Annotated in this window: 20 protein-coding genes; 11 read left to right on the top strand and 9 right to left on the bottom strand. The window is 60.4% G+C overall.

Annotated features, from left to right (window positions below; genetic code table 11):
- Window positions 1-28 precede the first annotated feature (28 nt).
- Window positions 29-517, bottom strand: a complete 489-nt coding sequence (locus tag V8Z65_RS04210) for a hypothetical protein (RefSeq protein ID WP_338722755.1) — start codon at window positions 515-517, stop codon at window positions 29-31.
- Window positions 518-531: 14 nt separating this feature from the next.
- The gene (gene lptD, locus V8Z65_RS04205) at window positions 532-2,832 is read right to left on the bottom strand and encodes an LPS assembly protein LptD (protein ID WP_338722754.1); all 2,301 of its coding nucleotides are present in this window, start codon (window positions 2,830-2,832) and stop codon (window positions 532-534) included.
- 196 nt (window positions 2,833-3,028) lie between these two features.
- On the opposite strand from lptD, the gene V8Z65_RS04200 reads away from it, so the two are divergent.
- The 9 genes from V8Z65_RS04200 to V8Z65_RS04160 all read left to right on the top strand — a co-directional run bounded on the left by V8Z65_RS04200 (window position 3,029) and on the right by V8Z65_RS04160 (window position 12,406).
- A complete protein-coding gene (locus tag V8Z65_RS04200; RefSeq protein ID WP_338722753.1) occupies window positions 3,029-4,318 on the top strand; it encodes an O-antigen ligase family protein in 1,290 nt (429 codons plus the stop codon).
- A 200-nt stretch (window positions 4,319-4,518) separates the two neighbouring features.
- Window positions 4,519-5,292 (top strand): glycerophosphodiester phosphodiesterase family protein, encoded by a 774-nt coding sequence (locus tag V8Z65_RS04195; RefSeq protein WP_338722751.1) that lies wholly within the window; start codon window positions 4,519-4,521, stop codon window positions 5,290-5,292.
- 10 nt (window positions 5,293-5,302) lie between these two features.
- Window positions 5,303-6,088, top strand: coding sequence for a DeoR/GlpR family DNA-binding transcription regulator (locus V8Z65_RS04190; protein WP_338723946.1), 786 nt, complete (start codon window positions 5,303-5,305; stop codon window positions 6,086-6,088).
- 234 nt (window positions 6,089-6,322) lie between these two features.
- Complete coding sequence (locus V8Z65_RS04185; protein ID WP_338722750.1) at window positions 6,323-7,390, top strand: LacI family DNA-binding transcriptional regulator; 1,068 nt, start codon at window positions 6,323-6,325, stop codon at window positions 7,388-7,390.
- A 106-nt stretch (window positions 7,391-7,496) separates the two neighbouring features.
- On the top strand, window positions 7,497-8,771 hold the full coding sequence (locus tag V8Z65_RS04180) for a sugar ABC transporter substrate-binding protein (RefSeq protein WP_338722749.1): 1,275 nt from the start codon (window positions 7,497-7,499) through the stop codon (window positions 8,769-8,771).
- 67 nt (window positions 8,772-8,838) lie between these two features.
- Window positions 8,839-9,735 carry a sugar ABC transporter permease gene (locus V8Z65_RS04175; protein ID WP_338722747.1) on the top strand — a complete coding sequence of 299 codons (897 nt, stop codon included), beginning with the start codon at window positions 8,839-8,841 and terminating at the stop codon, window positions 9,733-9,735.
- Window positions 9,732-10,562, top strand: a complete 831-nt coding sequence (locus V8Z65_RS04170; protein WP_338722746.1) for a carbohydrate ABC transporter permease — start codon at window positions 9,732-9,734, stop codon at window positions 10,560-10,562. The genes V8Z65_RS04175 and V8Z65_RS04170 overlap by 4 nt, the downstream gene beginning before the upstream one ends.
- 5 nt (window positions 10,563-10,567) lie before the next feature.
- The gene (locus V8Z65_RS04165; protein WP_338722744.1) at window positions 10,568-11,611 is read left to right on the top strand and encodes a zinc-binding alcohol dehydrogenase; all 1,044 of its coding nucleotides are present in this window, start codon (window positions 10,568-10,570) and stop codon (window positions 11,609-11,611) included.
- Between the two features lie 21 nt (window positions 11,612-11,632).
- Window positions 11,633-12,406 (top strand): TIM barrel protein, encoded by a 774-nt coding sequence (locus V8Z65_RS04160; protein WP_338722742.1) that lies wholly within the window; start codon window positions 11,633-11,635, stop codon window positions 12,404-12,406.
- 29 nt (window positions 12,407-12,435) lie between these two features.
- On the opposite strand, the gene V8Z65_RS04155 is transcribed toward V8Z65_RS04160, so the two are convergent.
- The 7 genes from V8Z65_RS04155 to V8Z65_RS04125 form a co-directional block, all read right to left on the bottom strand.
- A complete protein-coding gene (locus V8Z65_RS04155) occupies window positions 12,436-13,509 on the bottom strand; it encodes an ABC transporter ATP-binding protein (protein WP_338722740.1) in 1,074 nt (357 codons plus the stop codon).
- A complete protein-coding gene (locus V8Z65_RS04150) occupies window positions 13,506-14,333 on the bottom strand; it encodes a carbohydrate ABC transporter permease (protein WP_338722739.1) in 828 nt (275 codons plus the stop codon). Before V8Z65_RS04150 ends, V8Z65_RS04155 begins: the two co-directional genes overlap by 4 nt.
- Complete coding sequence (locus V8Z65_RS04145) at window positions 14,330-15,232, bottom strand: sugar ABC transporter permease (RefSeq protein ID WP_338722738.1); 903 nt, start codon at window positions 15,230-15,232, stop codon at window positions 14,330-14,332. The genes V8Z65_RS04150 and V8Z65_RS04145 overlap by 4 nt, the downstream gene beginning before the upstream one ends.
- Before the next feature lie 68 nt (window positions 15,233-15,300).
- Window positions 15,301-16,524 (bottom strand): sugar ABC transporter substrate-binding protein, encoded by a 1,224-nt coding sequence (locus V8Z65_RS04140; protein WP_338722737.1) that lies wholly within the window; start codon window positions 16,522-16,524, stop codon window positions 15,301-15,303.
- Between the two features lie 110 nt (window positions 16,525-16,634).
- Window positions 16,635-17,675 (bottom strand): LacI family DNA-binding transcriptional regulator, encoded by a 1,041-nt coding sequence (locus V8Z65_RS04135; protein WP_338722736.1) that lies wholly within the window; start codon window positions 17,673-17,675, stop codon window positions 16,635-16,637.
- A 75-nt stretch (window positions 17,676-17,750) separates the two neighbouring features.
- The gene (locus V8Z65_RS04130; protein WP_338722735.1) at window positions 17,751-18,653 is read right to left on the bottom strand and encodes a sugar phosphate isomerase/epimerase; all 903 of its coding nucleotides are present in this window, start codon (window positions 18,651-18,653) and stop codon (window positions 17,751-17,753) included.
- A gap of 12 nt (window positions 18,654-18,665) precedes the next feature.
- Window positions 18,666-19,700 (bottom strand): Gfo/Idh/MocA family oxidoreductase, encoded by a 1,035-nt coding sequence (locus V8Z65_RS04125; protein ID WP_338722734.1) that lies wholly within the window; start codon window positions 19,698-19,700, stop codon window positions 18,666-18,668.
- 165 nt (window positions 19,701-19,865) lie between these two features.
- Here V8Z65_RS04125 and V8Z65_RS04120 point away from each other — a divergent pair, with 165 nt between their 5' ends.
- Complete coding sequence (locus V8Z65_RS04120) at window positions 19,866-20,906, top strand: LacI family DNA-binding transcriptional regulator (RefSeq protein ID WP_338722733.1); 1,041 nt, start codon at window positions 19,866-19,868, stop codon at window positions 20,904-20,906.
- A 119-nt stretch (window positions 20,907-21,025) separates the two neighbouring features.
- Window positions 21,026-22,039, top strand: a complete 1,014-nt coding sequence (locus V8Z65_RS04115) for a LacI family DNA-binding transcriptional regulator (protein WP_338722732.1) — start codon at window positions 21,026-21,028, stop codon at window positions 22,037-22,039.
- The last annotated feature ends 13 nt before the right edge of the window (window positions 22,040-22,052 follow it).

Here is a 22,052-nt window from a genome sequence, read left to right as displayed (position 1 = left end):
CCGCTGAAGACAAGCAGATTCCTGCAGGCTATGGCCTATATCCGGCCAATATCGCCGCCCTCAGCGCCTCTGCGGCGGCACGTGCAGCCACCTCACTGGCTCCTTCACCGGACGCGAGATCGACCGGCGTTAGCTTGCCACCCTGATAGGCCGTGTCGGCAAAGCGCCGGGCCTCGAACACGGTCTCATTGTTCCGCCTGATCGTCACCGTTGCCTCGACGCGCACATTGACGGGACGCGCCACAGCATAAGCGTCGGACATTGAATTTTGCGGCGCGCTGACGGCCGCAGCGATGTCCAGCGTCGGATCGGACGGGAGCGCCGGTTCGGGGAAGGAGAGTTTGAGCCGATTGAGGATGATCTGCTCGACGCGGCTGTCCGGCGCTGCAAAATTGAAGCGGGCGGAGGCCATGTCGCCACCCGTTCGATCGCCATAGACCGGCGCAAAGCTGGTGCATCCGGCCAGCGTTGCGGCAAGAATACCGCCTGCCAACGCCGCTCGAAGACCTCGACGCATCACAGCTCCCCCAGTCATTTGATCAGATTGCCCACGGGTACGGCCCCCGAATAGCCGACATCAAAGCCCGCGGGTGCCAAGAGACGGAAGGTCGCCGTCGCGCGCAGGTCATTGGGCGAACTATGGGTCGGACCGGTGCGGGTGATACCTGCGGCGACGACCAGATAGCCGTCATTATAGGTCAGGCCACCGCCCGCCTGCAGGTAGCTATTGGCCGAAAGATCCCAATAGGCATTGCCGTTGGCGCTCCAATATTCGGTCAGAGGCACCGATATCTCGGCGCCAATTTCGTGCATGTCACGGATATTGCCGGTAGCGGGTGTGGCGGCAGCGTATCGGTAATTCAGGGCGCCCGACCAGCCATCGTAACTATAGCTCATGCCGAGTCCGGCCCGCGCAATATCGAATGTGCTGGTGTCGATCTGCAATTTGCCGCCTGCCTTGAGGGTATCGGCGAGCGCACCATAGGCGCCGATCACGGCATAAGATGCTGCATTTTCGAGGCCCGATCCCACCCCGACCTGCTGCTGATTAGGGAGGTCAAAGACGTTGGTACCGGCCAGTTGGAACGATTGTCCGCCCACCAGTTCAAGATAGCTGCCATCGGCGAGGCTCGCCAGATAGCGGCCACCTAAATTGAGCCGCAGCCCCTCTTCCTGGCGGTCCATCCCGGTAAAGCGGTTGTAGGTGAAAATATTGTTGTCGTCGAAGATCACGCTCTGGGAATCTTCATTGGTGATGCCAGGCATATTGCTCGCGGCACCGCGATAAACGATCTGGCCAATAGGCTCCACCAGGTGGGTGACGCCATTGCCATAGGCGGCCAGCGGATAGCGCACATCGAGCGCCGCAATTGGCGTGACGCCCAGCATCGTCTGCGCTGCCGGCGCCGAGGCTAGCGCGCTGCCGCCATCATAGCCAGCACCGTCGAGCCTTAACCCCAGAAAAGGCGTCACGACGGCTCCTCCAGCAATCCATTGGTTCTGCCAGCTTGCCTGGGCCATGCCATGCACCCGACTGCCGGCATAGCCATAGTCATAGGGAATCCCGTTGACCGTGGTGGAATAGTCCAGTTGGCGCGTCATGCCCAGGAGCCGCGCTTCCACTTCAATCCGCCCGCTGCCAGGTGGCAGGGTGAAGCTGCGCTCAACGCGGATATTGGGCAGCGCGATGCCCTGCTGCTCGCGCACTGAGCTGGGATTGTCGCCCAGCATGTTAAATTGCTGAATGCGCGCATCGATATAGGTGTCGGCGGTCAGATGTGTAGCATAGACCTCGTTGACCGCGGAACGCCGTGGATCGAGCAGGTAGTCGGCGAAATAGGCGCTGTCGGTAAAGACCGAATAGGCCGCGCCAACGGTCCAGTCCTCAATCGGCCGGAACTCGCCCTGTGCCTGGACGGCACCGCGCCAGTCGCGCTTGGCATCGGCAAAGCTGAAAGCAGTTTGATCAAACTGGTAGAGACCCGAAGCCTTGATGCGGAACGAGCCCTTGTCGAAACGCTGGATCCATTCGGCACCCATCAAAAAGCCTTGTCGGCTCAACAGGGTGGGGGAAAGAATGACGCTGGTGTTCGCAGTCGAATAGACCGTAAAGGGGACTTCAACCTTGACGCCAATTTCCTCAGAGTAACCTAGGCTGGGCTTGGGAATGGAATCGAGCGCCTCATTGCTCATGTCGGGCAGCCAGAGATAAGGCAACCAGGCGACCGGAATGCCGAGCAATGCCAGGCTAGGCTGTTCTAGGGTTATGGAGTTGTCCTGGGCATTCTGGACGACCCTGGCGGCGCTGATGGACCAGCCGATCCGCTGCCCCGAGGAATCGATGCAATCGCCACAAGGGGCGTAGCGCATATTGGTGAGAATGGAATTGAGGACCTGATCGAATTCCGCGCTGTCGGCGGTAACGCGTGACCCGTCATGGGCGGTAAGGGTCATGCTGTCGAGGACGACGCGTTTCAATCCGCCTGTCAGGTCAAGCCGATCGCTATGGGAGGTATTGCCCGAGGGATCGATGACGACGACATTGCCGATTAGCTCCATCTCGCCGTCAGCGCGCCGATAGACAAGACGATCCCCGGATAGCACATAGCCGCTAACGCGCAGGACCACATCGCCGCGGGCCGTTATCTGGTTGTGCACCGAGTCAAAGACAAGTTCTTCAGCCTCCACCGCCGTTGGAGCGGCCGGATCGATTGGCGCGTTAAAAAAATCAGAAGGCAACAGGCCCTGCGCGCTAGCTGGGATAGTAGCGCCGGCAGACATCAGGGCCAGCATGCAGGCCCATGCCAGCAGAGCGCCCTTGCCGGACCCCATCAGCGGGTACCCCTTGCGTTTCGAGCCTCAGAGCTTGGGGTTGCCATGACCACACTACGCCAAAATCAGAATTCGCAACGCCGTCCAAAGCCGATACGCCCGTGGCCGACAAACTACCGACCAATCTAGGACCGGGCAATGAAGAATGTGCAAACTCCCGGGCAGTGTGACCCATATATCGCGATGGAGTGGCGATGTGACCTTGGGTCGGCGGCTCGCAAGGTTCAGCGCATGCTTGTGGATACTGGGAGGCGAGGCTAATGGGTTTGTCATGACCCTCACCTTTAAAAACGCCATTCCATTCATCTGCCTTATCGCCGCGCTGGCTATGGCGCCAGTCGCGCCCGAGGCCAGCAACGCTCTGTTTCTCGTCGCCAGCGCTATCGGGCTATTCCTGATCTGGCCGCAGGTTACGATCGAGTTCGGGCGACCGATTATGTGGATGCCATTGGCAGGCCTCCTGCTAATCGGCCTGGCCTATGTGATCAGTGCGGGGCCGGCTGGCCTGGAGGGCCTTCTCTATTTTCTCCCGCTGCTTGCCATTGTGCCGCTGGTGACATTGCTGAAAGGCTTCGAAAGTTCGTCGCTTGCGGCCTGGACAGGCTTACTTGCGCTATGTGGCACGGCGGGCGCAGCAGTGATGGCGATATTTGAAGTGCAAACGACCGGGACGAACAGGGCAGGAACACTAGTGGCCAACCCGATCCACTTCGCGGACGTTGTTCTTCTTGTCAGTTTCTGCGCCCTTGTCGGTGTGTTATCGAGCCGGCACTGGGCTCGCTACCTGTTCCTTTCTGTCCCGATCGTTGCCGTCGTCCCAATCATCCTGTCCGGCACGCGTGGCGCTATCGTTGCTGCCGTGGCGATGTTCGGCGTGATGGCTCTTGTCGCTGCCTTAACGCGCCTGTTGCCACGCAGGATCGTGCTGTTGGGCATTGTCGCGCTTGTCATTCTCGCGGTCCTGGCGCTCGCGCTGGGGGCCAGCAGCCTTTCGGGTGTGCAGAGGGTATTGATCGACATTTCGGACACCTTCGCCCACGGCGCTCCGACCGACTATTCGACGGACCTGCGCCTCCAGATGTATCTTGGTGGATTTCGCGCCTTTCTAGACGCTCCTATTTTTGGTCACGGACCATTTGCGTTCACTACCGTGGCAAATTCTATGGCCGATGGTTCTTTTGCCGGCACGCCCCACCTGCACAACGACCTGATTGATCTGGCGGCGAGCGCCGGCACTCTCGGGATCATTGCCTATGGGCTGATCGTCCTGGCTCCAATTGTCGAAGCATTGCGTATGCCAAAGTCGACGCTGCGCCGCTGGACCATAACGCTGACCACGACGTTGATTTCCGGATTTGTCGCCATGGGCCTGACCAATGCCATGTTTGGCATTTTGGCTGTGACTATCGCCTTCGCGACCATCTGCGTGCTCACCGGGGTCATAGCCGGCTGGGGAGGGAGCGAAGCAGAACACCACGCATCCTAGAACGGCCGCCACGGGTGCCACGCGGTGGGGAATAATCCAAGCACTCAGGACCGACGATCCTCGCCGGCGCCGTGATGTTGTGCATCGCGCTGAAACCAATGTTCATTTGAGCGCGTCTGAACGGTCTTTGCCGTTCAGTGTCGCAAATCTGTAGTCAAAGCGGCCTATTGCGGCTGCGTTCACACAGACAAAGACCTCTTATGACCCATCCTTCCGACATCGGCCCTGCCCCTGGTGAAGTCCAAGCGCATCGCGGCGCTTCTGCCATAGCCCCCGAAAATACGCTTGCGGCTTTTCGCCTTGCGGCCGAACAAGGTGCCAAATGGGTGGAGTTGGATGTAGCCCTGAGTGCCGATGGCACTTTGGTGGTTATTCACGATGACAGCGTGGACCGGACCAGTTCAGGCAAGGGCCCGCTTGGTAATCTGAGCCTAGCCCAGATTGCGGCGCTTGATGCGGGCAGCTGGTTCGACCAGCGCTTTGCCGGCGAACGCATTCCGACCCTGGCTGAAGTCATCTCGGCCCTTGGCGAACTCGGTCTCAGCGCCAATGTGGAGATTAAGCAGCACAAGCATCACAAGCATCACAAGCATCACAAGCATCACAAGTCGCTCGACCAACTGGTTCATGCGGTTCAAGCCGATATTTCCCAACGTTCGGCGCAGACCGAGATCATGATTTCGAGCTTTGATCCCGAGGCGCTCAGGGCCATGCATGGGCTCGAGCCCGATCTGGAAATGGCTATGCTCTGGGGCCGTCCACCCGAGGATTGGGCCGGCCAATTGGCGGCAATCCCAGCTACCACCATTCATATGCATTACAAGGCGCTTAGCATTGGCATGCTCGAGGAAACAACCCGGCGCGGTATCAAAGTGCGCGCCTGGACCTGCAACGATCCAGTGCAGTTGATTTCGTTCTGGGGCGCTGGCCTGACCGGGGTCATCACCGACAACCCTGCCCTCTTCCTGGAATAGCAAGACGATGGTGGCAGAGGTGATGCTGTCAGGGCGGCAACGCGACATCCTGGCGCTTATCGAGACAGAAGGCGCGCAATATATCGACCACCTGGCGGCGCGCTACGCGGTAACCACGCAAACTATTCGCCGTGATATCAACGCATTATGCGACCTTGGCTATGCGCGACGGTTTCATGGCGGGGTGGATGCTCCCGTCGAGGTGCGCAACATCTCCATCAATGCGCGTTCAATTCTCAATAGTGGCGCCAAGCGGCGCATAGCGCATCGTATTGCCACAACGATCGAACCGGGAGCGACCGTGTTCATGGGCATTGGCAGCACGGTGCAATTCGTGGCCGAGGCACTGCGCGGGCATAATGGGCTGCGCGTCGTCACCAACAATATCGATGTGGCGCTGGCCCTGTGCAATGCGCCGCAGATCGAGGTTCATATGACGGGCGGGCTGTTGCGGCACAATGACCGTGATGTGGTCGGCGCGGACTCACTGCTGTTTTTTGAGAAGTTTTACGCCACCTATGCCGTGGTCGGCGCCGGCGCTCTCGATCCGGAAAAAGGCCTTCTCGATTTCAGCTATTCCGAGGCACAGACCACAACAACCCTGATCGAGAATTCTCGGACCAGATTTCTGGCGGCCGATCACAGCAAATGGACAAGGGATGCTTCGGTCCGCGTGGCGCCGTTCAGCCGCATAACGACCTTCTTCACGGACCTTTTGCCGGACGACGGGCTTGCCGCAGCGGCGCTGTCGGCGGCCGGCACGGATGTCATTGCCTGCGGGGCAGAGGGCGTTTGAGTCGCGGAAATAGCCGCGCTCTTGCTACCCGGGCCCTATTCGCGCCTTTGGGCCTGCCCGGCGCTGATCTCTGACGGACCGAAAAAAGGTATTTCATTAACAGCCCATTAGCGCCATTCTGGACCCGACGAGACGGCAATGCCATCTGCGGACCCATGACATGGTGCCCAGCGTTGCTGCACGTAATATGGCGAGGTACGCCTGCGCCTGTGTGTGCGAGGTCGGGGAAGGTCATTGGGCAGGAAGAGTACGACGCTTATGGAAGTCGCGCGGCTCGCCGGGGTGTCGACCGCCACCGTGAATCGCGTCCTCAAGCAACAGGGCTATATTTCAAGCAAGGCGCGCGAAAAGGTGCTGGCCGCCGTCGAGGCGACGAACTATCGGCCCAATGTCGTGGCGCGCGGCCTGCGTATCCAGCGCACCTACACTATCGGCTTGATGCTGACGGCGATAACGGTCAATCCACTTTTTGCCGGCGTTGCCCGAGCGGTCGAGGCGGCAGCTATTGCGGCGGGCTATCGCGTGGTGATCTTCAATCACGGGGGCAGCGAAAGCCACGAGCGTCACGGCGTCGAAACCTTCATCGCCCAGCGCGTGGATGCGGTGCTGTTCTGCACCACCGCCAGCCCGGACAATGTGCACGTTTTAAGCGATGCCGGCATTCCCGCCGTCGAGCTTGAACGCTCGTTGACTGGCACGGCCAGATCCGTGCGCGTCGACAATTATGTCGGTGCGCGAGCGGCCGTCGACCACCTTGTTGGCCTTGGGCACCGCCGCATCGCCTTTGTAGGGGGCGATCCAGCGATTTATCCGCGCGATCTCGCGCGCCAGAGGTCGGTGGAGGACGACCGCCTCGCTGCTTATCGCGACGGCATGGCTGCGCACGGGCTCACACCCGATCCCGGCTATATTCGACTGGGCACCTATTATGATCTGGACGCAGAAGTTTCGGGGGTGGAGGGGCAACAGCATGCCGATGCACTGATGGCCCTGCCGAGACCGCCTACCGCGATCTTTGCAACCTGCGATATCCTGGCCACGGGTGTGCTGCAATCGCTGTATCGAGCCGGCCGGCGCGTGCCACAGGACGTGTCTGTGGTCGGGTTTGATGACACGATTGCAGCCTATCTTGCTCCGGAACTGACCACGGTGGCCCAACCGATGGCGGCGCTGGGGTCCAGCGGGTTCGAATTGGCCCTGGCGGCTATAGAGGATCGCGACGCGCCGGAGGAAATCGTTCTGGAGACAAGTTTGATCATCCGGCATTCGACGGGGCCCGCGCCTGACGGTGAGGCAGTTTGACACAGGTGTTAGGCGCGTGTTAACTATTCAATATGTCAACGATGACATATGCGCTTCTTGGGAGAAGGCGCCACTCGTAACGTTCGAGTTTCGTGGGAGGGACTTTATGCGGTATGCCCTGCTGGCGGCGACAGCGCTCGCCTCTACTCTGGTTGTGACCCCTGCCTTGGCGCAGACAGTCACGTTCTGGCAGTTTTCGACCAATCCCAATGACATTGCCGCCTGGGAGAACATTATCGAGGCCTTCGAGGCCAGCCATGACGGCGTCGATGTGGTGATGGAGATCGTGCCCTGGTCCGAGCAACAGCAGCGGCTGGTGACGGCGCTAACAACCGGCGGCCTGCCCGACGTGTCGATGCTGGGCAACAACGTCGTCGCCCAGTTCCAAGCCATTGGCGCCCTCGCGCCGCTCGACGATGCCTTTGCCGCCTACGACGCGGAACACGGCACAGATGTTGCCGCCAATATCTGGCCGGGTGACAAAGGCTATTACAATCTCGGCGGTCAGTGGTGGGCCTCCCCTATCGCAGTGGAAACCCGCGCGCTTTACTATCGCCGTGACCTTTTCGAGCAGGCGGGCCTGGACCCCGATATGCCACCGGCGACCTGGGACGAATTGCGCACAATGGCAAAAACCCTGACCGAGGGCACGCCGGACGGCATCTATGGCATCGGGCTTTCCACGAGCCTGGACTATTTCACCGTCCATAATTTCATGAGCGCCTATCTCGGCTATGGCGCGCGCATGCTTGCCGAAGACGGAACCTGCGGCTTCGATTCCCCCGAATTCAAGGATGCGCTTGCCATCTATACCGGTATCGCCTTGGATGGTTCGACCCATCCCGATGCGGCTAGCATGGACGGCAATACGTTCCAGCGCGGCTTCCTGGATGGGCGCTATGGCATGATCCTGATGCATCCCAGCCTTTATCGCGACCTGGTCGCCGAACAGCCGGAATGGTTCGATGCAGTCGACATCGCCATGGTTCCGGCCGGCCCCGTCAATCGTTCGGGTTTCCTGGGCGGCTGGCCGCTGGTGATGTGGAACGCGTCGGACGCTAAGGAAGCGGCCGGTCAGTTCATCATGTTCGCCACGCATGGGGAGGCATTCAAGGAACTCGCCATCGCCGGAGGCTTCATTCCCGGCAGCATATCGCTGGCAAAGGAAGCGCCTTGGACAGAGTTCCCGTACCCGCTCTTTGTCGAGCAGTTGCAGGATGCCCGGCCCTACCAATATCCGAGCGAAGCCATTGCCCAGATGGGGCAGCTTGAGGTTGATACCATCCAGAGGGCGGTTCAGGCCGTAGCCCTAGGCCAGAAAGATATTGACCAGGCGGTGAGCGATCTGTGCACCGACATCAATACGGTCCTCGCGCGCTAAGGCGCCCCCCGGACGGCTGCGACCTCCCGCTGTCCGGGGCTTTTTCTTCCTCACCCAAGACCGGTTCATGTTCACATCCGCTGCAGAGCACAAGCCTCGGGCCCTGAGCAAGCTGGCCCTGCCCTATATACTTGTGGCGCCGGCCGTTTTCGTCGCCCTCGCCATAGCCGGTCTCCCTTTGCTCTACGCGTTGTGGCTATCGTTTCAGGACTGGTATCTGCTGCGCAGTCCGCAACCAGTCTGGGGCGGACTGGTCAATTTTCAGGCCCTGCTGACCGATTCCGCGTTGTGGCGCGCCTTCTGGCGCACCTGGATATGGACACTGGGCACAGTTGCCGTCGAAATCGCGCTCGCCCTGCCGCTGGCCTTGCTGCTCAATCGCGACACGGCGATCGCCCGTCTGGCCTCGGCGCTGATCCTCCTGCCCTGGGTCACGCCCTTCATTGTCCTGGGCTATGGTTGGCGTTTCCTGCTCGACAGCGAAGTGGGCATTTTGCATGCCGTGCTGCAACTTCTCGGCCTGGCCGGCAACAGCTCCATTCTCAACGACCCGAACATGGCATTGGCGGTCATCACCTTCATTTCGGGCTGGAAGGGCATGCCGTTCATGGTGCTGGCGCTGTTGGCCGCATTGAAATCAATCCCAGTCGAACTCTACGAGGCGGCAGCGATCGACGGTGCCAGCCCCTGGCAACGATTTGTGGGCATCACTCTGCCCTCAATCCAAAATACCATACTGATCATAGGGTTGGTGCTGGGCATTCTGGCCTTTTACAGCTTCGACCTGCCCTGGATCATGACCCGCGGCGGACCGCAGGATGCAACCACCATACTGGGCATCACCATGTTCAAGGCGGTATTCACCGACCTGCGCCCCGCCTATGCGGCAGCCATCAGCATCGTCATGCTGGTCATTCTGGCCACGGCCTCCTTCCTTATTCTGCGATTGCGGAGGCAGGAATGACCGCACGCGGGAGGCGTTTTCGCGATATTGTTCTGGACCTGGTCACTGTGCTGCTGCTGGCGTTGGTGCTTTTGCCCATCACCTGGGTCTTTATTGCCTCGGTGCGGCCCGACGCCGACATTATGACGCGTAGCATGGTCCCCACGCGGGTCACCTTGGACCACTTCACCGCAATCTTTTCGCGCGGCGACTTCCTGATTGCGCTGCGCAATAGCCTGATCGTGGGCAGCATTGTTGCTGTCGGCACGATGCTGATAGCGGTCCCTGCGGCCTATTCGCTGAGCCGGTTCACCTATCGTGGCCGCGACGTCGTCGGCTTTCTGATCCTGGCCACGCAGATGCTGCCCGCCGTAGCCGTACTCGTTCCCCTAGTGGTCATCGTCCGCGCGCTGGGATTGGCCAACACACTGACAGCATTGACCTTCATGCATCTCGCCCTTGGCCTGCCGATCGCGGTCTGGATGCTCAAGGGCTATATCGATGCGGTGCCGCGCGAACTCGAAGAGGCGGCGGTCATCGATGGCTCGTCCCAACTCGGGGCTATGGTACGCATCACCCTGCCTCTGATCCGTCCGGCCGTCGTGGCCGTAGGCACATTTGCTTTTGTCCTGTCCTGGGGAGAATATCTGCTGGCCTTGGCGGTCATCACGAGCACCGAGGTCAAGACCTTGCCGCTGGCCCTGCAGACCCTGTTTGACCCCTATTCATTCAGCTGGGGGGTGGTCATGGCCGGCGGCGTGGTTATCGCGGCGCCGACGGTCCTGTTGTTTCTTCTCTTCCGCAATCAACTTGTCGGTGGCCTGACCGCTGGCGGCATCAAGGGGTGACGAACGTGTCCGTGACGACCCAATCGCTCTATTTTACCGGTCCGCGCGCTGTTGAGGTGCGCTCCGAAGAGCTTGCTGCCCCCGGACCGGGCGAAGTGCAGCTCGATCTGGTGGTCTCTGGCATCAGCGCGGGCACAGAGCTGAATGTATTTCGTGGTCTCGCGCCGCAATGGCGTCAATCCATGCACCCGAAAACGCGTCTATTCTCGGATGCCAATGGATCGGACTGGCACTGGCCAGCGCGCTACGGCTATGCAGCGGTGGGCCGCATCGCCACTTTGGGTGCAGGCGTCATCCATCTCGCGAAGGGCGAACTGGTATTTGCCTACGTGCCGCATGGCCGGAATGCGGTTATTGACGCGAAAGCCGTTGTGCCGTTGGGCGATATCGACGATCCTGAGATCGGTGTTTTCTTTGCCAATCTCAACACCGCCTATAATGGCCTGCTAGACGCCAATATCGCGCTGGGCGCTGACGTGGTGGTCAGCGGATTGGGTGTGATAGGGCAGTTGGTCACGCGGCTGCTACGGCGCAATGGGGCCCGACAGATCATCGCCGTCGATGGCATTGCAGGACGGCGGCAAGCCGCTCTTGCGGGCGGAGCGACAACGGTGATCGACCCGGCGTCGGGGGAAATTGCCGAACAGGTACGCGACCTCACGCAGGGTCGCGGCGCGGACACGGTGATTGAGGTGTCAGGTGCCGCTCCTGCGCTCAATGAAGCCATCCGTATTGCCGGCTTCAACGGCACGGTGGTCGCCATGTCCTGGTATGGCGGGACTTTTGAAGGCCTCAGTCTATCGGGCGAATTTCACCACAATCGGCCGCGTATCATCTCATCGCAGGTGGGTGCGGTGAACCCTTTCCTCGGACCACTCTGGTCTGTGGAGCGACGTGGCACAATTGCGCTGGAATATCTCTCTGCCCTGGCCCCCGACCTCAAGGGCTTCATTACTCACCGCGTGCCGCTTGCCGAAGCGGCGCAAGGTTATAGCCTGCTCGATCAGGGTTCGCCCGAGGTCATGCAGGTCCTGATCGATTATCGTTGAACGCGAACCTATTGGGTCGAGATGATACTGTCTGCCTGCATTGAATGGCTGTTTTCCGAGGCCAGCGACGACTTCGCTAACCGTATTCGCCTAGCCAAGACGGCCGGTCTTGACGCCGTCGAATTCTGGTTCTGGTCCAACAAGGACATTGACGCTGTGGAAGCGGCGCTCAAGGAAACGGGACTGCCGCTGAGTGGTTTTGTTGCCGAGCCAATGATTGCGCTGACCGATCCGGCAAATCACGCAGCCTTCCTTGCCGGCCTAGCCACGTCAGTAAAGACGGCGCAGCGGCTGGGCGCAAAGGTTCTGATCGCCCAGGCGGGTGACGATCTTGAAGGCCGAACGCGCGAGGAGCAGCACAAGGCTCTGGTGGACTGCCTGTCTGCGGCGGCGACTGTGCTGGAGGGCAGCGGGGTCAGGCTGGGTGTCGAGCCGCTCAATACCTTTATCGATCACAAGGGTTATTACCTCTCTTCGACCCGCGAGGCGCTCAACATTGTCGACGAGGTCGGGCGGCCGGAAATCGGCATCATCTATGACCTCTATCATTCCTATGTCATGGGCGAGCGCATAGAGGATGTACTGAACCAGCGCGTTTCACGCGTCGTCCACGCCCATGTCGCCGACCATCCTGGCCGCAACGACCCCGGTCTGGGTGAGATCGATCTCGGCCAGCGCCTCACCTGGCTCTATGCAAACGGCTATAATGGCGCTGTGGGACTTGAATATCGACCGGCCGAGGGGACGGCGCAGGGCCTTGATAAGGTTCGGGCCGCTTTGGGCGCAGCCGGCTAAATCCGGCATGCGCCCCCAAACCGATCAGATCAGACAGCGCGCTCGGTCTCGGCATCAAACAGGTGGACGCGCTCGGGCGCGATGGAGAGACCGACCCGGTCACCGGCCTTGATGTCACTGCGGCCAGTGATGACGACTGTCAATTCCGGCGTAGCGCCCGTGGTCAGATATGTGAGCGAGCCGGTCGATTCCACCACCGCCACAGGCTGACTAATCTGCCCCGTCGCGCCGGTGCCCACCTCAATGTGCTCTGGGCGCAGCCCCACAATCACCTTCCGTCCCGGCTCCAACTGCCTGCCAATTGGCAAGGCGCCGGTATCCTGCATATCGAGCAGGATGCTCCGGCCGTCGGCCGCGATGGTTCCGGAGATGAAGTTCATGGCCGGCGAGCCGATAAAGCCGCCAACGAAGCGCGTGGCGGGGCTGTCGTAAAGCTCGAGCGGGCTACCCTGCTGCTCGATCACGCCATCGCGCATGACCACAACATGGTCGGCCATGGTCATGGCTTCGATCTGGTCATGGGTCACATAGACGGACGTCGCGCCGAGCCGATCATGCAGCGCGCGGATTTCCTTGCGCATGTGGACGCGCAGCGCGGCATCGAGGTTGGACAATGGTTCGTCGAAGAGAAAGGCCTTGGGGTGCCGAATGATTGCCCGGCCCATGGCCACGCGCTGGCGCTGGCCGCCTGATAGCTCGCGCGGATAGCGATGCATCAATTGCTGCAGGCCGATCGTTTTGGCGACCTCGTCCGCGGCCTTTTTCGCCTCGCCCCTGGGGACGCGCTTGAGGCGCAGGGAATAGGTGAGATTCTGCTCCACGGTCATATGCGGGTAGAGCGCATAGGACTGGAAGACCATGGCCACGTCGCGCTTGCGCGGCGGTACGCCGTTCATGACCTCACCGGCAATCTTCATGGTACCGCCGGTAATGCTTTCCAGCCCCGCCAGGGAGCGCAGGAGGGTAGACTTGCCACAGCCCGAGGGGCCGACCAGCGCCACGAACTGGCCCTTGGGGATAACGAGGTCGATATTTTTAAGGGCGTGGAAATTGCCGTAGTGTTTGTCGATAGCGACGAGTTCGATCTGCGGTTGGGCACTCATTTGAGGGCTCCCGAAGTTAGGCCGGATACGATGCGGCGCTGCAGGATGACAAAGGCGGCCAGGATCGGTGTCACGTAGATGGCCGAATAGGCCATGATGCCGCTCCAGTCGCTGGAATTGGGACCGAGGAAGCCAGACAGACCAACGCTGGCGGGCTGCAAGTTGGGACTCTGGATGATCGACTTGGAGTAGATGTACTCGCCAAAGGCGCTCATGAAGGTCAGGATGGCGCAGACGAGAATGCCGTTCCGCGCCAGCGGCAGGACGATGGAGAAGAAGGCCCCGATGCGCGAGTTGCCGTCGACAAGTGCGGCCTCTTCCAGTTCACGCGGCACGCTCATAAACGTCGCACGCACCAGAACCACGAAAAAGGGCATGGCCTTGGCCGCCGCCGCCAGCACCACCGCGGTACGGGGATAGCTGAGCAGGCCAACCTGGTTGAAACCCACAAAGAGCGGCGTGACCATCACAGACGCCGGCAGAACCTGGAGCATGAGCACGCAGAACAGGCCGATATCGATCCAGACATTGCGGTAACGTGCCAGCACATAGGCGCAACCAGTGCCCAGGATCACGGTGATGGCCGTGACGCCCGAGGCGATAACAACCGAGTTCCAGAGATAGACCGGCATGGTGCGCCGCGCCCAGACCTCGGGATAAACGGACGTGTCGGGATCACGCGGCCAGAAGGTTGGTGGATTGGCGAAGATCTCCGAGCTGCCCTTGAGGCTGGTGACATACATCCAGTAGAGCGGAAACAGGTAGACCGCCGCCAGGGCCAGCGCCACGGCCAGCAGGAACCAAGGAGTATAGGGCTTGGTCATCCGCGCACCTCATGACGGGTCGATCGCACATAGACGACCGAGGCAAACAGAACGAGCAGGAACATCATGACCGACACGGTCGCGCCCTTGGCGAAATCGTAGAGCTGGAAGCTCAGCTGCCAGGACCAGAACCCGGCCACGTTGGACGTATTGGCCGGCCCGCCTTCGGTGAGCGCTGGAAACAGGTCGAATTGCTGCAGGGTGCCGATAAGACCCAGAGACAGCACAGCGCCAATGGTTGAGCGCATCATGGGCAGGGTAATGGTCCAGAAGCGCTGGAAAGCGTTGGCGCCATCGAGTTCGGCGGCCTCGTAAAGGTCGCGCGGAATGGCAGCCAGTCCGACGGACAACAGCAACATGTTGAAGGCCAGGCCGAGCCAGATATTGGCGATCACGACCGCCCAGATGGAGAAATTCGGATCCGACTTCCAGAAGATATTGGTGTCGATGATGCCGAAGGTCTTAAGGATAACGTTGAGCACGCCAAAGTCACCGGCCAAAATCCAGCTCCAGATGGCGCCGACCACGAGGCCGGGCATGACCCAGGACACCAGAAACAGGCCGCGAATGGTTGCCGCGCCGGGAAAGCGCTGCGCAAAAAACAGGGCCAGGGCAAAACCAAGCACGAATTGCCCAGCCATGGACCCAAAGACGAAGATGAAGGTGTTGCGCGTAACGAGCCAGAATTCAGGCTGCCGCACCACCGCGACATAGTTGTCGAAGCCGACAAAGGGCCGGAAGAGCGCACCCAGGGTGAACATGTCGACCTGCTGGAAGCTCATCAGCACATTATAGAGCAGCGGCGCCCCAGCCAGGGCGAGCAGGAAGATGAGGGCTGCACCGACCAGCAGGATATCAAATCCCACTCCATCGCGCAGGGCATTGAGAATTCGCGACACCGTACTCTCCAATAGGGTTGGAAAATGCTGGCCGGAGCGAGCCCCGGCCAGCCAGTCGGGAGGACGGATCAGTAAATGGTGTCGATCGTGGCCTGAGCCTGGTTCAGGGCGTCCATGGCAGACATCTGACCGGTCAAGGCTTGCTGCATCGCATCATAGATGGCTTTGGAGATCTTCTGCCATTCCGGATGCGGACCGCGCGGCTGTGCATATTGCAACTGCTCCTGGAAGACCTTGAGCGCAGCGTCTTTCTTTTCAATGCCGGTGGCGGGCAGCTCGATATCGCCACGTGCCGGCAGGTTGCCGAATTCAGGGAACAGGCGATCTTCCTGGCTCACATAATATTCGAGCAGGCGGAAAGCTTCATCCGGATGCTGAGTGCTGGCCATGATGCCCCAGTTAAAGCCACCCAGCGCCGAGGACCGTTCGCCACCTTCGGTAATGGTGGGCAGCAGCGCTACGCCCCAGTCGAAGTCGGCGTCTTCGAGCATGCGGTCGATTTCCCACGGGCCGGAAACGGCCATCGCGGCATTGCCGGAGTTGAACACACCGGTCGAATCCCACTGACCAAGGCTAAGGACGTCACGCGAGGCCCAGCCATTGTCAATAATGGTCTTCCACAGGTCGAGTACTTCAGCAGCGCCCTCGGTGTTGACCTTATTGGCGTCGCCACCCGACATCTGGATGATGGGCAGGAACTGGAACGTGCCTTCTTCGCCGGCGCGGGCCGAGAAGGTAACGCCATAGACGTTGTTGGCCGGATCGGTGAGCTTTTCCGCATATTCGGCCACTTCGGCCCAGGTAGTCGGCGGCTCGGTGAGGCCTGCGGCGGCCATGAGATCCTTGTTATAGAAGATGCCGATAGTGTCGGTATATTTCGGCACACCATAGAGCTTGCCATCCCAGGTCACCGAATTAAGCGGGCCCTGGAAATATTCAGCCTTGCCGATGATCTCGGAATTGGCGACCCGGTCGGTAATGTCGAGCATGGCACCGCGCGACGAGAACAGAGCAAAGTCGGGATTGTCGAATGAAACGATGTCGGGCGCATTGCCAGTGGCAAAGGCGCGCAGCGTTTCATTCACCAATTCGTCGAATGGAATGTACCGATATTCCACGACGATATCGTCATTGGCCTCGTCGAATTCCTTGGAGAAGGTATCGGCGATGCCCGGGCGGTCATTGCCATCGATGGACCAGACCTTGAGCGTCACCTGGGCCTGAACGGGCGTGGCTGCGACCAATGCGCTCGCCGCCAGGCTCGCGAATAGACCGAGTTTAACAAACTGCATTATATCCTCCCTTTGCGGCCCTCGGGCCGCGCTCTTGCCGCTCGGGTTTCCTCTTTCCCTTGCGGCCCTTCCTCGCTGCCATGGGCGGTGCAAACGCCCGTGGCAGCATCTCAACTCTCCTGAAGCGCCACTCCCTTTTCGCGACCAGCGAACATGTCGCCGCCGCAGGACTGACGCACCACGAGCTTGCAGGGCAGCGCGCGAATGCCTGGTTCGGCTGACTTGCCTTCGGCAAGAGCCAGGATCAGGCGGCCCGCTTCGCGGCCGAGTTCCTTAAGATTCATATCGACAGTGGTCAGCGGCGGACGCGTTGCCGCCGCCACGATCTCCCAATTGTCGAAACCGATTACCGAGACATCCCCCGGCACGGCGATGCCGCGCTCGCGGAGCGCGTCAACGACGCCCCGGGCGATCTGATCATTGCCGCAGAAGATGGCATCGGGGGGCAGATCGTTCGAAGACCAGAGCCTGGCGACGGCCTCATGCCCCCAAGCCTCGGACCAGGGACCATGCAAAACGGGCCGGCCGGCCCCGGCGACGGCGTGGAAGGCGGCAGCGCGGGCCGTCACAGAGGCGAATGCCTCGGGGCCGGTAATGTGAGCGAGGTGGGTTCGTCCCAGCTGCAGCAGCCACTCGCAGGCTTCCCGCGCGCCCTCCGCATCGTCGGAAACCAGGGTTACCGCATCCTCGGGCCCTTCGGTAAAAGCATAGACCACAGGAATAGGCAGATGAGACAGATCCACCGGCAGGCGCCGGTCAATACGTTTGCCGGTGGCGATGATGCCGTCGACCTGTTTGTCGAGCATGGCGTCGACATGTAGCTTGGCCAGCGCAGCGTCATCCTCGATGCCGCAAAGGAAAACCGAGACGCCTTCATCGACCAGCGCCTCGGAAATGCCCGCCATGACCGGCAGCGTGAAGCGACCATAGGTGTCATTGGTGAGAAGGCCGATGGCAAAGCTGCGCTGCTGGGTGAGTGCCCGGGCCATGGCATTGGGCCGGAAGCCCAGCGCCGCCGCCGTCTGCTTGACGCGGGTCCGGGTCTGCTCGGTCATACGACCCGTATCATTAAGCGCCTTTGAGGCCGTAGCGACGCTGACGCCAGCAACACGGGCGACATCGTAGATGCGGATGCGCTCAGCTTTTGCCACGTCCTCGTACCTCAAAGGAAAACCCTTTTCTCACATTTGATAAAACGGTTTCTCAACACCAGTCAATAGTCATACTTATCCCGCGACAGCTACATACTCACCGCCGCGCGCGGCTTTGAGATGGTTGAGGGCATGGATCTGACCGGTCATTTCCAACGCGTCGCGATAAACCGGGTCGTGCCAACCTTCGATGTCGATCGATCCGGACCAACCGACCAGACGCAGTTCGGAAATAACATCGGTCCAATTGCTGTCGCCAAAGCCCGGCGTGCGCATGAACACAAACGGATGCTTGCCGAAAATGCCATGTTCGCGGATCACATCCCAGCGGATCGTGGCGTCCTTGCCGTGCACATGGAAGATCTTGGGGGCCCATTTGCGGATCTGGGGGAGCGGGTCAATCAGATAGACCATCTGATGGCAAGGCTCCCATTCGAGGCCGATATTATCGTCCGGCGTCTCGTTGAACATCAGCTCCCAGGCGTCTGGATTATGGGCAATGTTCCAATCGCCGGTCTGCCAGTTGCCATCCATGGCACAGTTTTCGAAAGCAATGCGAACGCCTTTGTCGGCCGCACGCCTAGCCAGTTCAGACCAGACTTCCTTGTATTTGGGCAAACTGTCGGTCAGCGGCTTGCCACGGACACGTCCGGTAAAGCCAGCCACGCAGGTGGCGCCGAAATGGTGGGCATTGTCGATGCAGTCTTTCCAACCCTGCAGGGTCTGGCGGTCCAGTTCCTGGTCCTCGAGCGGATTTCCAAACATGCCGATGGTGGAAATGGTGATATCGCGATCGCCGATAGCGTCCTTGCAGCGCTTGCCGAGTTCGGCAATGTCCTGACCGCTGGTGGTCTGCCAGAAGAAAGGCTCAAAGCTTTCAAAGCCCAGATCGGCGATCTCGGCGATGCGCTCCGCTGCTTTTCCGGCCGTAGCCGAAACCATAGTGCCGATACGGATGGATTTTGCGGGGTCGCCCATTCAAAAAAGTCCTCAAACTGCAATGGAAACGCGCTGCCTGGTTCGCGCGCTCTCAATCGCGGCGAGAACCATGGCCAGGCTTTTGATGTTGTCGCTGCCGGCCGTTTCAGGCGTCCGGCCGGTTTCGATGGCGGCCAGAAAATCGGCAATGACGCTGGCGTGGCCGTGTGTCTGGTCTTCGTCGGCTGGTGGCGGAACCTCGATATCCTTGAGATCACGAAGGAAACCTGTGTCTCCAGCAACCACATGAGCCTCGAAGCGCTCATGACCGTCCCATAGCAGCGTGCCTTTGGTGCCGATGATGCGCCAGGCGCTTTCCCAACTGGTATTGGCCCCTTCCGCGCACCAGGAGCCGCGATAGTTGAAGACTAGGTCGTCCTCGAACTCGAAGATGGCATTGGCTGCCGCGCCATGGCGATACCATGAGCCGCGCGGATTGGTTTCGAGGCAATAGACTGCCTTGGGAGCCCTGCCCGCCATGAAACGCGCGGCATCGAGCGTATGAATGGCCATATCGAGCAGAAGAACATTGTCCATCTCCTCGCGGAACCCACCGAAATGCGCGCCAATGAAAAAATCGCAGTTGAGGCTGGTGATCTCGCCCAGCGCCCCGCTTTCGATTAGGTGGCGGATGCGGCGTACGCCGGAGATGAAGCGCCGGTTCTGGACGACAGCGTGCACGCGCCCGGCGGCCTGCGCCTGAGCGATCATCGCCTTGGCCTCCTGCAAGGAGGTTGCCATCGGCTTTTCGGTCAGCACATGGCAACCGTGGCGTAAGCCCGTTTCAACCAGCCCCGCACGCGCCGAGGGCACCACCACATCGAATAGGAGTTGGGGTTCGATCTCGGATAGAACGGCATCCAGATCGGCCCCGATAACGGCATCTGCCAGCCCGAACTCATCAGCCCGCGCGGCGGCCGTCGCCGGATCCAGATCCACCAGTCCGACGATTTTCACCCTGCCTTTGAGCAAGGGATGGTCGGATATGGCCGACAGCCAGCCTTTGGACATGCCGCCGCAACCGGCGAGCACAGCGGTGAATACCAAGATGACCTCCCACTGGACTTTGATGGCCCCTTGCCATCTTGTGTGGCCTGGGGGCAGAAAGTCCCGTAAACGTTTACGACGATATCGTTGACGTGTTTTGGCTGTCAACAGGATTCCATAAACGTTTTCGGAAGCCGCTCGGCCTGTGGGGAAAGACTGTAAAACATGACCGGCATCAAAGCGTTGGCGCAACATCTCAATCTGTCCATCGGCACGGTGTCGCGCGCCCTCAATGGCAAGCCGGATGTTAATTACCAGACGCGGCAGCGCGTATTGGAGGCTGCTTCGGCCATGGGTTATGTGCCCAACCAGGCCGGACGGGCGCTGCGCAAGGGGTCCACGGGGGTCGTCGGCTTCATGATGCAGACCGGCTCGGAAATCACCGGTGAAGGCGATGTGTTTTTTATGAGCGTGTTCGATGGTGTGCAGACCGTCTTTGCCCGCCACCAACTGGATCTCGTGGCCCTGCTCTGCTCGTCAGAGGAAGATCCCGATGCCTATATGCAGCGCGTCGTGGCGCGAGGTTTCGCCGATGCGCTGATCATTTCGGCAACCAAGCGAGAAGATCACCGCATCGACTTTCTTGCGGAACGCAAGATCCCTTTCATTGCTCTTGGCCGGTCGGAAACCGATGCCGGTCATCCCTGGCTCGACCTGGATTTCGAGGGCATGGCGCAGGTCGGCGTCGCCCGGCTGGTTGCCAGGGGCCATCGCCGCATTGGCATTTTCGCACCGTTGGACGACACCAATCTGGGTTATGTTTTCATCGACGCTTACAGGCAGGCCCTGGACCGGCACGGAATCGCCTTCGATCCCGATCTGATCTTCCGCGCCCATCCCAATGAACGTGGCGGCCATGACATTGCACATGCCATTGCCGCCATGCCGCCGGCCAAGCAGCCCACCAGCTTCATCCTGACCAACGAATTGATGATTCTAGGCTTTTACAATGGACTCAACCAGGTCGGACTGACGCCAGGTGAGAAATTCGCCGTCATCAGCCGGGACAGCCCGCAAGCACACTTCCTGGTACCCAAGCTTACCAGTTTCCGTCTGTCCCTGCGCGATCTTGGGATTACTCTGGCCGAGGCGTTGCTGGCGACCATGCCGGCTTATGCAGAGCATTATCCGCTTGGAGTGGTGCGCAAAATCGTGCCGCTCGAACTGGTCGAGGGCGACAGCGATATGCCCTTGGCGACGCGCTGATTAAGAGCGGCTCGACACTATCGGATTGACTCATTGCTCGCCTGAAGCGATGTTGGCGTGACTCGGAAAAGCTTTTCCGAACGAGTTTGAGGCGGTTTTCCGCACGCGTCGAGAATTGTATGTCCGAGGAAAAATCTCCGAATCGCCACACGCTGCGCGATGTTGCACGCCATGCCGGGGTCAGTCTGGGCACGGCGTCGAAGGCGTTGAACAAGTCCGGCACATTGCGCCAGGAGACCCGGGACCGGGTCCTGGCTGCCGCAGATGAACTGGGTTTCCGTCCCAACGACCTCGCCCAGGCCCTGCATCGGGGCCAGAGTTTTACCGTCGGCCTGATCTCCAATGACAGCTTTGGCCGTTTCACCATGCCGATCATGGAGGGATTGGAAACCGTGCTGCATGAAGCAGGCATTGCGCTGTTCATGTGCAATGCCACCGATGACCCGGAGCGGGAGAAGCGACATATCGACCAGCTTCTGGGAAAGCGGGTAGACGGCCTTGTCTTTACCGGCCGCCGCGCCGACCGGCGCCCTGTTCCGGGATTGGCATTGGGCAATCTGCCCAAGATCTATGTGTTTTCGCAAAGCGACGAGCCGGGCGCCGTCTGCCTGTTGCCCGACGACGAAGGGGGCGCGCGCCTGGCCACGGACCATCTGCTGGCCCTGGGCCGCAAGCGGATTGCGCATGTGACCGGCCCCGAAGATTTCGAGGCGGTGCGTCTTCGGCGATTGGGCTATGAAAAAAGCTTGGCCCGGATCGATCCCGACCTGATCTTGCATGGCGACTGGTCCGAGGCCTGGGGTCGTCAGGCGGCAGCGCAATTGCTCGCGCTGCCGGATCGGCCGGACGCGATCTTCGCTGGCAATGACCAGATCGCCCGCGGCATTGTCGAGGCCCTTGTCGAACAGAGCGTCGCTGTGCCGAACGATATTGCCGTTGTCGGTTTCGACAATTGGACGGTGATGACCGACGCGGCGCGTCCACCCCTCTCCAGCGTCGACATGAACCTCAAGCTGCTCGGCGAGGAGGCCGGGCATCGACTGATCCGCATGATCCAGGGCGAAGAGCATGCCGGTATTTCCCGCCTACCCTGCACGCTCGTCCCGCGTGCCAGCACCATTTCCACCCCATAAGCATGGCCGATCA

It is taken from the genome of Devosia sp. XK-2 (assembly GCF_037113415.1).
GTDB lineage: Bacteria > Pseudomonadota > Alphaproteobacteria > Rhizobiales > Devosiaceae > Devosia.
The sequence above is the reverse complement of the archived record's forward strand: the minus strand, read 5'-3'. Positions and strand labels throughout refer to the sequence as shown.